Annotated in this window: 11 protein-coding genes; 6 read left to right on the forward strand and 5 right to left on the reverse strand. The window is 59.1% G+C overall.

From position 1 onward, the window contains the following. The first annotated feature begins 97 nt into the window (after positions 1–97). The 5 genes from pyrG (at position 98) to ACRAWE_RS20355 (ending at position 6,228) form a co-directional block, all read left to right on the forward strand. Positions 98–1,735 carry a glutamine hydrolyzing CTP synthase gene (gene pyrG / locus ACRAWE_RS20335; RefSeq protein WP_004932674.1) on the forward strand — a complete coding sequence of 546 codons (1,638 nt, stop codon included), beginning with the start codon at positions 98–100 and terminating at the stop codon, positions 1,733–1,735. 81 nt (positions 1,736–1,816) lie between these two features. Continuing rightward, entirely contained in the window at positions 1,817–3,112 is a 1,296-nt protein-coding gene (eno, locus tag ACRAWE_RS20340; RefSeq protein ID WP_004932670.1) for a phosphopyruvate hydratase, read from the forward strand. A gap of 297 nt (positions 3,113–3,409) precedes the next feature. Then, complete coding sequence (locus ACRAWE_RS20345) at positions 3,410–4,600, forward strand: NAD(P)/FAD-dependent oxidoreductase (RefSeq protein ID WP_049242070.1); 1,191 nt, start codon at positions 3,410–3,412, stop codon at positions 4,598–4,600. After that, positions 4,597–5,001 carry a hypothetical protein gene (locus ACRAWE_RS20350; RefSeq protein WP_080286892.1) on the forward strand — a complete coding sequence of 135 codons (405 nt, stop codon included), beginning with the start codon at positions 4,597–4,599 and terminating at the stop codon, positions 4,999–5,001. The genes ACRAWE_RS20345 and ACRAWE_RS20350 overlap by 4 nt, the downstream gene beginning before the upstream one ends. A 30-nt stretch (positions 5,002–5,031) precedes the next feature. Beyond that, complete coding sequence (locus ACRAWE_RS20355; protein ID WP_063918176.1) at positions 5,032–6,228, forward strand: methionine gamma-lyase; 1,197 nt, start codon at positions 5,032–5,034, stop codon at positions 6,226–6,228. A gap of 36 nt (positions 6,229–6,264) precedes the next feature. Here the strand turns inward: ACRAWE_RS20355 and ACRAWE_RS20360 are convergent, their stop codons facing one another. The 4 genes from ACRAWE_RS20360 to ACRAWE_RS20375 all read right to left on the reverse strand — a co-directional run bounded on the left by ACRAWE_RS20360 (position 6,265) and on the right by ACRAWE_RS20375 (position 12,702). Beyond that, complete coding sequence (locus ACRAWE_RS20360; protein WP_025159648.1) at positions 6,265–7,659, reverse strand: amino acid permease; 1,395 nt, start codon at positions 7,657–7,659, stop codon at positions 6,265–6,267. Between the two features lie 102 nt (positions 7,660–7,761). After that, positions 7,762–9,297, reverse strand: a complete 1,536-nt coding sequence (gene hutH, locus ACRAWE_RS20365; protein ID WP_432525820.1) for a histidine ammonia-lyase — start codon at positions 9,295–9,297, stop codon at positions 7,762–7,764. Next, positions 9,294–10,985, reverse strand: coding sequence for a urocanate hydratase (gene hutU / locus ACRAWE_RS20370; protein WP_025159649.1), 1,692 nt, complete (start codon positions 10,983–10,985; stop codon positions 9,294–9,296). Before hutU ends, hutH begins: the two co-directional genes overlap by 4 nt. Positions 10,986–11,361: 376 nt before the next feature. Further along, the gene (locus tag ACRAWE_RS20375) at positions 11,362–12,702 is read right to left on the reverse strand and encodes an MFS transporter (protein ID WP_019455103.1); all 1,341 of its coding nucleotides are present in this window, start codon (positions 12,700–12,702) and stop codon (positions 11,362–11,364) included. A gap of 323 nt (positions 12,703–13,025) precedes the next feature. On the opposite strand from ACRAWE_RS20375, the gene queE reads away from it, so the two are divergent. Continuing rightward, positions 13,026–13,697, forward strand: a complete 672-nt coding sequence (gene queE / locus ACRAWE_RS20380) for a 7-carboxy-7-deazaguanine synthase QueE (protein ID WP_063918177.1) — start codon at positions 13,026–13,028, stop codon at positions 13,695–13,697. Between the two features lie 30 nt (positions 13,698–13,727). Here queE and queD read toward each other — a convergent pair whose 3' ends face one another. Beyond that, positions 13,728–14,087, reverse strand: coding sequence for a 6-carboxytetrahydropterin synthase QueD (gene queD, locus ACRAWE_RS20385; RefSeq protein WP_004932638.1), 360 nt, complete (start codon positions 14,085–14,087; stop codon positions 13,728–13,730). Positions 14,088–14,159: the final 72 nt, after the last annotated feature.

Below are 14,159 nucleotides of genomic sequence, written 5' to 3' on the forward strand. Positions count from 1 at the left end.
AGCAAAACGATCGTTTGTAGGTCAGGAGAGGTTCGGGTATACTACTTTCCCGTCCTGGTTCTTCCATCGTCTTTAAACCTAAACTCTCAGGTTCAGCATGACAACTAATTATATTTTTGTGACCGGCGGGGTCGTATCCTCTCTGGGTAAAGGCATTGCCGCAGCCTCTCTGGCGGCTATTCTTGAAGCCCGTGGCCTCAACGTTACCATCATGAAACTGGACCCGTACATCAACGTGGATCCGGGCACCATGAGCCCGATTCAGCATGGGGAAGTTTTCGTCACCGAAGACGGCGCAGAAACCGATCTGGATTTGGGTCACTACGAGCGCTTCATCCGCACCAAGATGTCGCGTCGCAACAACTTCACCACCGGCCGCATCTACTCCGACGTGCTGCGTAAAGAACGCCGCGGCGACTATCTGGGCGCGACCGTGCAGGTCATTCCGCACATCACCAACGCGATCAAAGAACGCATCATCGAAGGCGGCGAAGGCCACGATGTGGTGCTGGTGGAGATCGGCGGCACCGTCGGCGATATCGAATCGCTGCCGTTCCTCGAAGCCATCCGTCAGATGGCGGTGGAAGTGGGCCGCGAGCACACCCTGTACATGCACCTGACGCTGGTGCCATACATGGCGGCGGCCGGCGAAGTGAAAACCAAGCCGACCCAGCATTCCGTAAAAGAGCTGCTTTCCATCGGTATCCAGCCTGATGTGCTGATTTGCCGTTCCGATCGCGCTGTTCCTGCTAACGAACGCGCTAAAATCGCGCTTTTCTGCAACGTGCCGGAAAAAGCGGTTATCTCTCTGAAAGACGTTGATTCTATTTATAAAATCCCAGGCCTATTGAAATCTCAGGGGCTGGACGATTATATTTGTAAACGATTCAGCCTGAACGCGCCGGAAGCCAACCTGGCCGAATGGGAACAGGTGATCTACGAAGAAGCCAATCCGGGCGGCGAAGTGACCATCGGTATGGTCGGCAAATACGTTGAGCTGCCGGATGCTTACAAGTCGGTGATCGAAGCGCTGAAGCACGGCGGGCTGAAAAACCGTCTGACCGTGAACATCAAGCTGATCGACTCGCAGGACGTGGAAACCCGCGGCGTGGAAGTGCTGAAAGGGTTGGATGCGATCCTGATCCCGGGCGGCTTCGGTTACCGCGGCGTGGAAGGCAAAGTGATGACCGCACGCTATGCGCGCGAGAACAACATTCCTTACCTGGGTATTTGCCTGGGCATGCAGGTGGCGTTGATGGAGTTCGCTCGCAACGTGGCCGGTATGGAAAACGCTAACTCCACCGAGTTTATGCCAGACTGTAAGTACCCGGTGGTGGCGTTGATCACCGAATGGCGCGACGAAGACGGCAACGTCGAAGTGCGCAGCGAAGAAAGCGATTTGGGCGGCACGATGCGCGTAGGTGGCCAACAGTGCAACCTGAGCGACAACAGCCTGGTGCGTCAGCTGTACGGCGAACCGACCATTGTCGAGCGTCACCGTCACCGTTACGAAGTTAACAACATGCTGTTGAAGCAGATCGAAGCCGCAGGGCTGCGTGTCGCCGGCCGTTCCGCCGACAACAAGCTGGTTGAGATCATTGAACTGCCGAATCACCCGTGGTTTGTAGCCTGTCAGTTCCACCCGGAATTTACATCTACTCCGCGCGATGGGCATCCGCTGTTCGCCGGCTTCGTGAAAGCCGCTGGCGAGCATCAGAAGCGCCAGGTGAAATAAAATATTTGGTAGGCGGCGCGCGGTGAGAACCGCGCGCTGTTTGTCTGGAGTTTTAGTTTAACTTGTACTGAGGAAAACCTAATGTCCAAAATCGTTAAAGTCATCGGTCGTGAAATCATCGACTCCCGCGGTAACCCGACTGTAGAAGCCGAAGTTCATCTGGAAGGCGGTTTCGTCGGCTTGGCTGCTGCGCCGTCAGGTGCTTCTACCGGTTCCCGCGAAGCGCTGGAACTGCGTGACGGTGACAAGTCTCGTTTCCTGGGTAAAGGCGTACTGAAAGCCGTTGCTGCAGTAAACGGTCCGATTGCTCAGGCAGTACTGGGTAAAGATGCCAAAGACCAGGCGAACATCGACAAGATCATGATCGAGCTGGACGGCACCGAAAACAAATCCAACTTCGGCGCCAACGCCATTCTGGCGGTTTCTCTGGCAGCAGCGAAAGCAGCCGCAGCCTCTAAAGGCATGCCGCTGTACGAGCACATCGCTGAACTGAACGGCACCCCAGGCAAATTCTCCATGCCACTGCCGATGATGAACATCATCAACGGCGGCGAGCACGCTGACAACAACGTCGACATTCAGGAATTCATGATTCAGCCGGTTGGCGCGAAAACCCTGAAAGAAGCGGTGCGCATCGGTTCTGAAGTGTTCCACCACCTGGCGAAAGTTCTGAAAGCCAAAGGCATGAACACCGCTGTGGGCGACGAAGGCGGCTACGCGCCAAACCTGGGTTCCAACGCCGAAGCGCTGGCGGTTATCGCTGAAGCGGTAAAAGCGGCGGGCTACGAGCTGGGCAAAGACGTTACTCTGGCGATGGACTGCGCGGCTTCCGAATTCTACAAAGACGGTAAATACGTGCTGGCTGGCGAAGGCAACAAAGCCTTCACTTCCGAAGAGTTCACTCACTTCCTGGAAGAGCTGACCAAACAGTACCCAATCGTGTCTATCGAAGACGGCCTGGATGAATCCGACTGGGCGGGCTTCGCTTACCAGACCAAAGTACTGGGCGATAAAATCCAGCTGGTTGGCGACGATCTGTTCGTGACCAACACCAAGATCCTGAAAGAAGGCATCGAGAAAGGCATCGCTAACTCCATCCTGATCAAGTTCAACCAGATCGGTTCTCTGACCGAAACCCTGGCGGCTATCAAGATGGCGAAAGACGCCGGTTACACCGCAGTGATCTCTCACCGTTCCGGTGAAACCGAAGACGCGACCATCGCCGACCTGGCGGTAGGTACTGCGGCTGGCCAGATCAAAACCGGTTCCATGAGCCGTTCTGACCGCGTTGCCAAGTACAACCAACTGATCCGTATCGAAGAAGCGCTGGGTGACCGTGCGCCATTCAACGGCCTGAAAGAAGTTAAAGGCCAGTAAGTTCGACCGATTCGGTTGCTAAATAAAAACCCGCCGCGGCGGGTTTTTTTATGTTTTAAATTCGTGATGATTGTCATTTTAATAATAAGTTTTTTATTGAAAGCGTGGTTTTGTTTAACCCGATAATTTCATTAAAGATAGTAAACGCGATTATTTTATATTCCCATTTTGTTTGCTTTATAACTATTCGTTACTAGACTGCCAATAAGGCAGTTTATTTTCGCCGTTCTGCCGTAGACCTTGAACATCACCATACCTTAATACTGCCGGCTTGCTGGCCGGTTGAGCGAGGGCTTGATGCGACAACGAATCATCATTGTCGGCGGTGGAACCGGCGGCACCATCCTGGCCAATTTATTGGCTGCAAAATTACACCGGGAAATTATTAATAATAAAGTCGAGTTATTAATGATATCGGATTCACCGCTGCATTATTACAAACCGGCGTTTATGTATGTGGCATTCAATTCTTTTTTCAAGCAGGAGCTTACGCGCTCACAGCGGAGTTTATTGCGGCCTGAAATACAGTTTATTATTGATAAAGCAGAATCTTTCGATTTAAAACAGCGAAGTATAGCGACACAAAGCGGTAAATTTTATTCCTATGATTTTCTGGTTTTCGCCACCGGCTGCGTACCCTGGCCAGAGCGCATCGAAGGGTTGGCGCAGGCGGGCGATCATTTCTACCAGTATCAGGCCGCGCAGCAGTTGGCGCATAAGCTGGCGACGATCGAGAAAGGCCGCATTTTCATCACCGTGTCCTTCCCTGAAACGCCCAACGTGCCCCACCAGTGCGGCATCGCCCCGATCGAAACCACCCTGATGCTGGACGACTACCTGCGGCGGCGCGGCGTGCGCAAGGCGGTGGAGATCGTTTATACCTACCCAACCATTTCTCAACTGCTGCGTAACTGCCTGTTTTTACAGCGCCCGACCGGCGAAGCGTTGCCCGCCATTTTTGCCGCACGTGACATTCTCCACCAGCGTGGGTTTACCCTCAGCCGGGTAGACGCCCAACGTAACATCGCCTATTCCGCTGAGGGGGAAGAGCAGTCGTTCGACATTCTGATGGCAACGCCGCCGATTCGCGCAGTCGAAGCGGTGCGCAATACAGGGTTGAGCGAGAGTCAAAACGGTGAAGGCTGGCTGCCGACCGATCATCAAACGCTGCAGGTCTACGGCCAGCAGGGCGTGTATGTCATAGGCGATACCGTGGATTTGCCGGTCAGCAAGGCCGGCGGCTCTTGCCATAATCAGGCGCCGGTCATTGCCGACAACATCGTGGCGGAAATGCGGCTGGGCCAAACCGTGAGCCATTATGACGGCAAGGTGCAGGCGGTCGCGCAAATGGGGCTGAATGCCGGCATGCCGCTGGTGTACGACTACCGTCACGACGTGCTGCCGACGCCCGCCACCAAGGTGGGCGGCATGCTGCGCAATGGGTTTAACCGCGGCCTTTACTGGGCCACGGTAAGGGGGCTGATATGACGGAAAGCACGGTGCATGCGGCTGACCTGCAATCATTGGCGGCGTTGCTCGAGAAACTGCAGCCGCTGCTGGCGGGTGGCCGGTTGGATAACGTGGTCGATCTGTTGTCGCTGTTGTCGGACGTGGTGGATATTGCCGACAACGCGCTGGTGGAGAAATTAGCCGGCGTCTTTGAAGGTTTGGTGACCCTCGGCTGGGAAGGCGGAACGGCGCTGCAGATGGCGCACAGCGAGCTGCAGTTGAATCCACCACCGGCCAGTTTTCGCGCGCTGTACGCCTTGCTGAAGCAGCCGGATACCCTGCTGGGGTTAACGTTGCTGCTGCGTACTTTACAAATCATCGGCCAGCGCACGCGAGACAGCGCGTTGCCGTCAGCCCTGCCAGATGAATCGTCGAATTAAGCTTCACCCACTCAGGTAAGGAGTTGTGTTATGTCCGCTACAGCAGTTGGCCACGACTTTGCCACCCGGGCTATTCATTACGGCTACGATCCTCAGCGGTATCAGGGGGCACTGTCTCCGCCGGTGTTTATGAGCTCTACGTTTGCTTTTCCCACGGCGGAATACGGCGGCGCCTGCTTTGCCGGCACCGAGCCGGGGTACTTTTATTCGCGTATCGCCAACCCGACGTTAAACCTGCTCGAGCAACGCATCGCCAACCTGGAGGAAGGGGAAGCTGCGGTGGCGTTCGCTTCCGGTATGGGGGCGATCACCGCGTGTTGTTGGACGCTGCTCAGACCGGGTGATGAGCTGATTGTCGACGAAACCGTCTATGGTTGCACCTTCAGCTACTTTCATCATGGTCTGGCGCGCTTTGGCGTCAAGATAACCCACGTTGATCTGACCCGGCCGGAGCGGTTGGCGGCGGCTATTGGACCGCGTACCCGCCTGGTGTATTGCGAAACGCCGGCCAATCCCAATATGCGTTTGATCGATATCGCCGCCGTGGCGGAGATTGCCCATCGGCATCAGGCGCTGTTGCTGGTGGACAACACCTACTGTACGCCCTATCTGCAGCGGCCTTTGGCGCTAGGCGCCGATATCGTGGTGCACTCGGCGACCAAGTACCTCGGCGGGCATGGGGATCTCCTGGCCGGGATCGCGGTGACGCGTCAGGCGTTGGCCGAGGCGATCCGTCTGGAGGGGCTAAAGGACATGACCGGGGCGGTACTGTCGGCGCAGGATGCCGCGCTGGTGCTGCGTGGGATGAAAACCCTGCCGCTGCGCATGGATCGTCATTGCGATAATGCGCAGCGCCTGGCGGAGATGTTGGCGGAGCATCCGGCGGTCGAGCGGGTATATTACCCCGGCCTGGCGAACTTCCCGCAGCATGCGTTGGCGCAGCGGCAAATGGCGCGCCCCGGCGGCATGCTGGCGTTTGAGCTGCGGGGTGGCCTGCATGCAGGCATTCGTTTCCTCAACGCGCTGCAGCTCATCTTGCGCGCGGTCAGCCTGGGCGATTGCGAAAGCCTGGCGCAGCACCCGGCCAGCATGACGCACTCGGCCTACACGCCGGAAGAGCGGAAACGGCACCATATCAGCGAGGGGCTGGTGCGGCTGTCCGCCGGGCTGGAGGCGTTTGACGATCTGCAGGCGGATATCCTGCAGGCGTTGGCGCAGGCGCAATAAAAAACCCGCTGCAGCGGGTTTTACCTTCAGCGAACGCTACATCTGCTGCGTTGCCGCAGTGACCGGCGAGCCACCGCCTTTCTTGCGCACCCACAGCCAGTAAGCCACGGTGAGGAGGGCTATCCATACCAGCCCGACGTACAGCGCGATGCGGCTCTCTTCGAAGTAGCCGAGCAGGCCGATGACGAACGCCATAAAGGCGGTCGCCAATGCCGGCGCTACCGGCCACCACGGTACCGGGAAGCTTAACTGACGAGCTTCTTCCGGCGACAGCGTGCGGCGCATGACGATCTGCGACAGCAGGATCATCAGCCATACCCAGACGGTGGCGAAGGTGGCGATCGAGGCGATGATCATGAAAACTTTCTCTGGAATCAGATAGTTGAGCACTACCGCCAGCAGCAGAGCGACCGACATCACCAGCACCGTCATCCACGGCACGCCGCTGGCGGTCAGTTTGGTGAAGCTGCGCGGCGCCTGGCCGTCCTGCGCCATGCCGTACATCATGCGGCCGGCGCCGAAGATGTCGCTGTTGATGGCCGAGATGGCGGCGGTGATCACCACCACGTTCAGCACGTTGGCGGCGGAGCTGATGCCGAGGTTGCTGAAGATCTCAACGAACGGGCTGCCGTTCTGGCCGATGCTGTTCCACGGGTAGATCGCCATCAGCACCGTCAGCGTCAGCACGTAGAACAACAGAATGCGCACCGGCACGGCGTTAATCGCTTTCGGCAGCACTTTGGCGGGGTCTTTCGCCTCGCTGGCGGTGATGCCGATGATCTCGATGCCGCCGAAGGCGAACATCACTACCGCCAGCGACGCGACCACGCCGCCGATGCCGTTAGGCATAAAGCCGCCGTGTTGCCACAGGTTGCTGATGCCGGTGGCGTGCTGGGTCTGTCCGAAACCGAACAACATCACCGCCGCGCCGCCGACGATCATCGCCACGATGGCGGCGACCTTGACCAGCGACAGCCAGAATTCCATTTCACCGAAGACCTTGACGCTGCACAGGTTGAGCGCGCCGATAAACAGGATGATGCTGAGTACCCAGACCCACTGAGCGACGTCCGGGAACCACAGCCCCATATAGATGCCGAAGGCGGTGACGTCCGCCAGGGCGACGATCACCATTTCAAAGGTGTAGGTCCAGCCGGTGAGGAACCCGGCCAGCGGGCCGAGGTAGTGGCTGGCGTAGTGGCCGAACGAGCCGGAGACCGGTTGGTGCACCGCCATTTCACCCAGCGCGCGCATCACCATGAACACCGCCGCGCCGCCCACCAGGTAGGCCAGCAGCACGGCCGGACCGGCCAGCTGAATGGCGCCGGCGGAGCCATAGAACAGACCGGTGCCGATCGCCGAGCCGAGAGCCATGAAACGGATATGCCGCGCGTTTAGTCCGCGTCTGAGTTGTGTTGTTTCGTTACGCATGTTGCTTCCCGTTAAGTGTTTGCCGAACAGGCACGCGCTGCCCGCGCCGGGTGGAACGCACCCGGCGGGGCAGAACAAACTGCGTGATTCAGTGTGTGATGATTATGCCTGGCTAGGCAGCAGCGCCGCAGGCAGCAGCGATGTCAGGTGACCGGCCGCCAAGAGTTGGCTGGCGGCTTCAATGTCGGGGGCGAAGAAACGATCCTTGTCATAGAAACTGACATGCTCGCGCAGCAGACGGCGCGCCTGCTCCAGACCTTCCGAGGTCTTCAGGCCGTTGCGGAAATCCAGGCCCTGGCAGGCGGCCAGCCATTCGACCGCCAGAATGCCGCGTACGTTGTCCGCCATGCTCCACAGGCGGCGGCCGGCGGCCGGTGCCATGGAGACGTGGTCTTCCTGGTTGGCGGAGGTTGGGATGCTGTCGACGCTCGATGGATGTGCCAACGCTTTGTTTTCGCTGGCCAGCGCCGCGGCGGTGACCTGGGCGATCATGAAGCCGGAATTCACGCCGCCGTTCTCCACCAGGAACGGTGGCAGCTGCGACATGTGTTTGTCCATCATCAGCGAGATGCGGCGTTCGGACAGCGAACCGATTTCGGCAAACGCCAGCGCCAGATTATCGGCGGCCATCGCCACCGGTTCGGCGTGGAAGTTGCCGCCGGACAGCACGTCGCCCTGTTCGGCGAACACCAGCGGGTTATCGGAGACGGCGTTGGCTTCGATCTCCAGCACCTCGGCGGCCTGGCGGATCTGCGTCAGGCAGGCGCCCATCACCTGTGGCTGGCAGCGCAGGGAGTAAGGATCCTGCACTTTTTCACAGTTGCGGTGTGAGTCGGAGACTTCGCTGCGTGCGCCGAGCAGGTGGCGGTAGGCGAGGGCGGCGTCGATCTGGCCGCGCTGGCCGCGCACCTCGTGGATACGCGCGTCAAACGGGCTGCGGGAGCCCAATGCCGCTTCCACCGTCAGGCTGCCCGCCACGGTCGCGGCGGCGAACAGGTCTTCCGCATCGAACAGGCCGCGCAGCGCGAAGGCGGCGGAGACCTGGGTACCGTTCAGCAGCGCCAGGCCTTCTTTCGCCGCCAGCGTCAGCGGTTTCAGGCCGGCCTTGGCCAGCGCTTCTGTTGCCGGCAGCCATTGGCCCTGATAGCGCGCCTGGCCTTCGCCCAGCAGCACCAGGCTCATGTGCGCCAGTGGCGCCAGGTCGCCGGAAGCGCCGACCGAGCCTTTCAATGGGATATGCGGATAAACTTCGGCGTTGACCAGTGCGATTAGCGCCTGGATGACTTCCAGACGAATGCCGGAGAAGCCGCGCGACAGGCTGTTGATCTTCAGCACCATGATCAGGCGCACCAGATTGTCGTCGGTCGGCTCGCCCACGCCGGCAGCGTGCGACAGCACGATCGAACGCTGCAGATTTTCCAGATCGTCGCGGGCGATACGCGTCGAAGCCAGCAGGCCAAACCCGGTGTTGATGCCGTAAGTGGTGCGGTTTTCTTCAACGATGCGCTCTACGCAGGCCACGCTCTGCTGGATAGGGGCATAGGCGTTGTCGTCCAGCGTCAGCGTCACCGGATGTTGGTAGACATCACGCAGTTGGGCCAGCGTCAGTTTGCCTGGGCGAATAGTCAGCGCTTTCATGCTTTTTCTCCTTGGGTGGCGGCAACCATCGGCAGGTTCAGGCCTTGCTCGCGGGCGCAGTCGATAGCGATATCGTAACCGGCGTCGGCGTGACGCATGACCCCGGTAGCCGGGTCGTTGTGCAGGACGCGGGCGATGCGCTCGGCGGCCTCATCGGTGCCGTCGCAGACGATCACCATGCCGGAGTGTTGGGAGAAGCCCATGCCGACGCCGCCGCCGTGGTGCAGTGAAACCCAGGTGGCGCCGCTGGCGGTGTTCAGCAGGGCGTTCAGCAGCGGCCAGTCGGAAACTGCGTCGGAACCGTCTTTCATCGCTTCGGTTTCACGGTTCGGGCTGGAAACGGAGCCGGAATCCAGGTGGTCACGGCCGATGACGATCGGGGCGGACAGTTCGCCGCGGCGTACCATCTCGTTGAACGCCAGGCCCAGTTTGGCGCGCTGGCCGAGGCCAACCCAGCAAATGCGCGCTGGCAGGCCCTGGAAGCTGATGCGCTCGCGCGCCATGTCCAGCCAGCGGTGCAGGTGTTCGTCATCCGGGATCAGCTCTTTCACCATGGCGTCGGTTTTGTAGATGTCCTGCGGATCGCCGGACAGCGCCGCCCAGCGGAACGGCCCGATGCCGCGGCAGAACAGCGGACGGATGTAGGCCGGCACGAAGCCCGGGAAGTCGAAGGCGTTGTCGACGCCGGTTTCTTTTGCCATCTGGCGAATGTTGTTGCCGTAGTCGAAGGTCGGCACGCCCATCTGCTGGAAGGCCAGCATGGCTTTGACGTGATCGGCCATCGACTGTTTGGCGGCGGCGACCACTTTAGCCGGCTCGGTCTGAGCGCGCTGGCGATACTCTTCCCAGCTCCAACCCTTCGGCAGGTAGCCGTTCAGCGGATCGTGGGCGCTGGTCTGGTCGGTGACCATGTCCGGGCGCACGCCGCGGCGCACCAGCTCCGGCAGGATTTCCGCCGCGTTGCCGCACAGGGCGATGGAGATGGCTTTGCCTTCTGAGGTGTATTTTTTGATGCGGGCCAGCGCGTCGTCCAGATCTTTGGCCTGCTCATCGACATAGCGGGTTTTCAGACGGAAATCGATGCGGCTCTGCTGACATTCGATGTTCAGCGAGCAGGCGCCCGCCAGCGTGGCGGCCAGCGGCTGCGCGCCGCCCATGCCGCCCAGACCGGCGGTCAGCACCCAACGGCCCTGCAGGCTGCCGTCGTAGTGCTGGCGGCCCGCTTCGACGAAGGTTTCGTAGGTGCCCTGAACGATGCCCTGGCTGCCGATGTAGATCCAGCTACCGGCGGTCATCTGGCCGTACATGGCCAGGCCTTTGGCATCCAGTTCGTTGAAGTGTTCCCAGGTCGCCCAGTGTGGCACCAGGTTGGAGTTGGCGATCAGCACGCGCGGCGCGTTGCTGTGGGTTTTGAATACGCCGACCGGCTTGCCGGACTGCACCAGCAGGGTTTCGTCTTCTTCCAGCGTTTTCAGGGTTTCGACGATCTTGTCGTAGCAATCCCAGTCGCGCGCGGCGCGGCCGATGCCGCCGTACACCACCAGCTCGTGTGGGTTCTCCGCAACTTCAGGATCGAGGTTGTTCATCAGCATGCGTAACGGCGCTTCGGTCAGCCAGCTTTTTGCGTTTAATTGTGTGCCGCGTGGCGCGCGTACATCGACATTGCGAACTTTGTTATTTGTAGTCACAGCATTTTCCTCAAACAGTATCGGTGCAGATTCCATGCCGCGGTGGGGATGAGAACCACGGCATAACAATGCGTAGGGCTTATTAACATATACTTGTATGTACAAGCATATGCAACACTGACCAGTTGCCGCTGAAAAGTGGCATAAGAAAAAGTTATTTTCTTTTTATATCAGGTTGATATGCGTTTTTTTATCGCCGGCCTCATGTGCACAAGGCCGGAGAAAAGTGAGCTATTCGGCAAAAATGAATTAAAAATGACTCATTTTTGGGCGGCTAGTCACAATATTTTTACAGACTGATTACAGTTGGCGGCGGAGGATAAACAACCCCTATCACCGCAGGAAAAAAAGCCCGCCATGAGCGGGCTGGCAAGGATCAGGCGGCCGGTTGCAGCGTCGGTTTGCGGCTCATCTTGCATACCGTCGCGATGGCGGCGATCAGCGCCGGCACGCACAGGAACATCAGGATGCTCTGCACTTCCCATTGCATGGCCAGCAGTTGAGCCCCCATCATGGTGCCGGCGACGCCGCCGAAGCGGCCGATGCCCTGCATCCAGGCGATGCCGGTGGCGCGGCTGTGGGTGGGGTAGAAGGTGGCCGCCAGCGTTTGCAGGCCGGACTGCGCGCCGTTCATGGTGACGCCCATCAGGAAGATGAAGGCGCCAAGCAGCACGATCTGCTTGTCTTCGGTGGCCATCGCCACGATCAGCAGGGCGGTGACGACAAAGCCGCTCGAGACCACCTTATGCGCATTCCAGCGATCCATCAGCCAGCCGGCCACCAGAATGCCCAGCGTGCCGCCGAAGGTGAACAGCGAGGTGAGCATCGCCGATTGCTCCAGCTGATAGCCCAAGCCCTGCATCAGGATCGGCATCCAGCTCAGCAACACGTAGTAGATCACCAGCCCCATGAAGTAGGTCACCCACAGCATCAGCGTGCCGAGCAGGTAAGGGCGACTGAACAGCAGGCCGATGCTGGTCTTGGTCTGCGCCAGCTTCTCTTCGTACAGGTAAAAACGCGTCACGCCGTCGAGGCTCTGGCTGACGAAACGCTGCGCGATGCGTTTGATCTTCGCCGCTTCCTGTCCACGGTTAACCATATACTTGACCGATTCCGGCAGCAGCAGGATCAGCAACACCGTCAGCGCCAGCGGCGCGATGGCGCCGAGCAGCAATACGCTGTGCCAGCCGTAGTTCGGGATCAGCCACGACGAAATGGCGCCGCCGCCGGCCGCGCCCAGCGGAAAGCCGCAGTACATGGTGTTGATCGCCAGCGAACGGCAGCGCTGCGGCGCGTATTCGGAGATCAGCGTGATGGCGTTGGGCATCGCCGCTCCCAGCCCGAGGCCGGTGAGGAAACGCCACAGCGTCAGGCTATTGAGCGAACCGGCGTAGGCGGTGGCCAGGCTCGACAGGCCGAAGAACAGGCAGGAAAACACCAGCACGCGCTTGCGGCCGATGCGGTCGGAGATCGGCCCGGCGATCAGCGCGCCGAGCGATAGCCCCAGCAGCGCGGCGCTCAGCACCGGCCCCAGGTCCTGTTTCACGATGCCCCAGTCTTTGGCGACCGACGGCGCGATATAGCCCATGGCGGCGGTATCAAAACCGTCGATGGCGAGGATCAGGAACCCGAGAATGATCAGTGTCCAGTGAAACAGCGAAAACTTGCTGTCGTCGATGGCCTGTTGAATGTTTAACTCGCTGGTGGAATGAGTCATGGCACCCTCTAAACGCAGATGTAGTCGTGATGGAACGTGGCCGGAACTGTCGCCCGGCTTGTGTTTGCTTGTATATACATCTGCGCGTCGGCGCTTTATGTCAAATATAATTATCTTATTTGTTAACTGCGTGTTGTTTTCTGTGGAGCAGCTTGCACCGCCGATGAAATGCCGAAGGCCGGTTAACAAATTAAATGAACGCCATTAGCGGTGAGATATGCTGACGGCGGCGCCGAGGATAAAATTTAATACATTTTTGGCCGTTTGGTCGCCGGGCCGGAATCTGCGATAATCGCTTTTTACTTTTCCAGATTGAGAAACCGATGCAGTACCCGATCAATGAGATGTTCCAAACCTTGCAGGGCGAAGGCTTTTTCACCGGCGTGCCGGCCATTTTCATCCGCCTGCAGGGCTGCCCGGTAGGGTGCAGCTGGTGCGACACCAAACATACCTGGGAAAAGGAAGCCCATCGGGAAGTAGACCTGCAACGGATCCTGGTCAAAACAGAAGAGAGCGACGCCTGGGGCAACGCCACCGCCGAACGGCTGTTGGCGGTAATGCGCCAGCAGGGCTACACCGCGCGCCATGTCGTGATCACCGGCGGTGAACCCTGTATCTACGATCTGACGCCGCTGACCGAGCTGTTCGAACAGCATGGCTACAGCTGCCAAATTGAGACCAGCGGCACCCACGAAATCCGTTGTTCCGCCAACACCTGGGTGACGGTTTCGCCGAAGGTGAACATGCGCGGCGGCATGAAGGTATTGGATCAGGCGCTGCGGCGCGCCGACGAGGTGAAACATCCGGTGGCGCGTGAGCGCGACATCGAGGCGCTGGATGCGCTGCTGGCGACGTTGCAGGACGACAAGACCCGCATTATCGCGCTGCAGCCGATCAGCCAAAAAGAAGAGGCGACCCGCCTGTGCATCGAAACCTGCATCGCGCGCAACTGGCGGCTGTCGATGCAGACCCACAAGTATCTGAACATCGCCTAAAATCAGGGCGCCATTGCGGCGCCCTTTCTTTTAACCTTTATATACGCATCCCGCAGTACAGGTCTCTTTCACCATCACCGCCGTCAATTCCGGCAGCTGGGGCTTGAGCTGCTGCCAAATCCAGGCGGCGAGCACTTCGCTGGTGGGATTTTCCAATCCTGGAATATCGTTCAGATAATGGTGATCCAGCCGTTCCCAGATCGGGGAAAACACAGCCTTGAGCTCGGCGAAATCCATCACCCAACCGGTGTGGGGATCCACTTCACCGGTCACTTCCAGACGCACCATAAACGAATGCCCATGCAGACGGCCGCATTTATGGCCCTCCGGCACGTGCGGCAAACGGTGTGCGGCTTCAAACTGAAAATCTTTAAACAGCGTGGTTGCCATTATTACGGCCTCATTGACTCAAAAACCGCCGCATAGTACCGGAAAGCGCGTCTGCTTGCCATTTATACCGTT

Origin of the sequence: Serratia sp. BFP-2025 (genome assembly GCF_050880365.1) — a bacterium.
Lineage (GTDB): Bacteria > Pseudomonadota > Gammaproteobacteria > Enterobacterales > Enterobacteriaceae > Serratia > Serratia surfactantfaciens.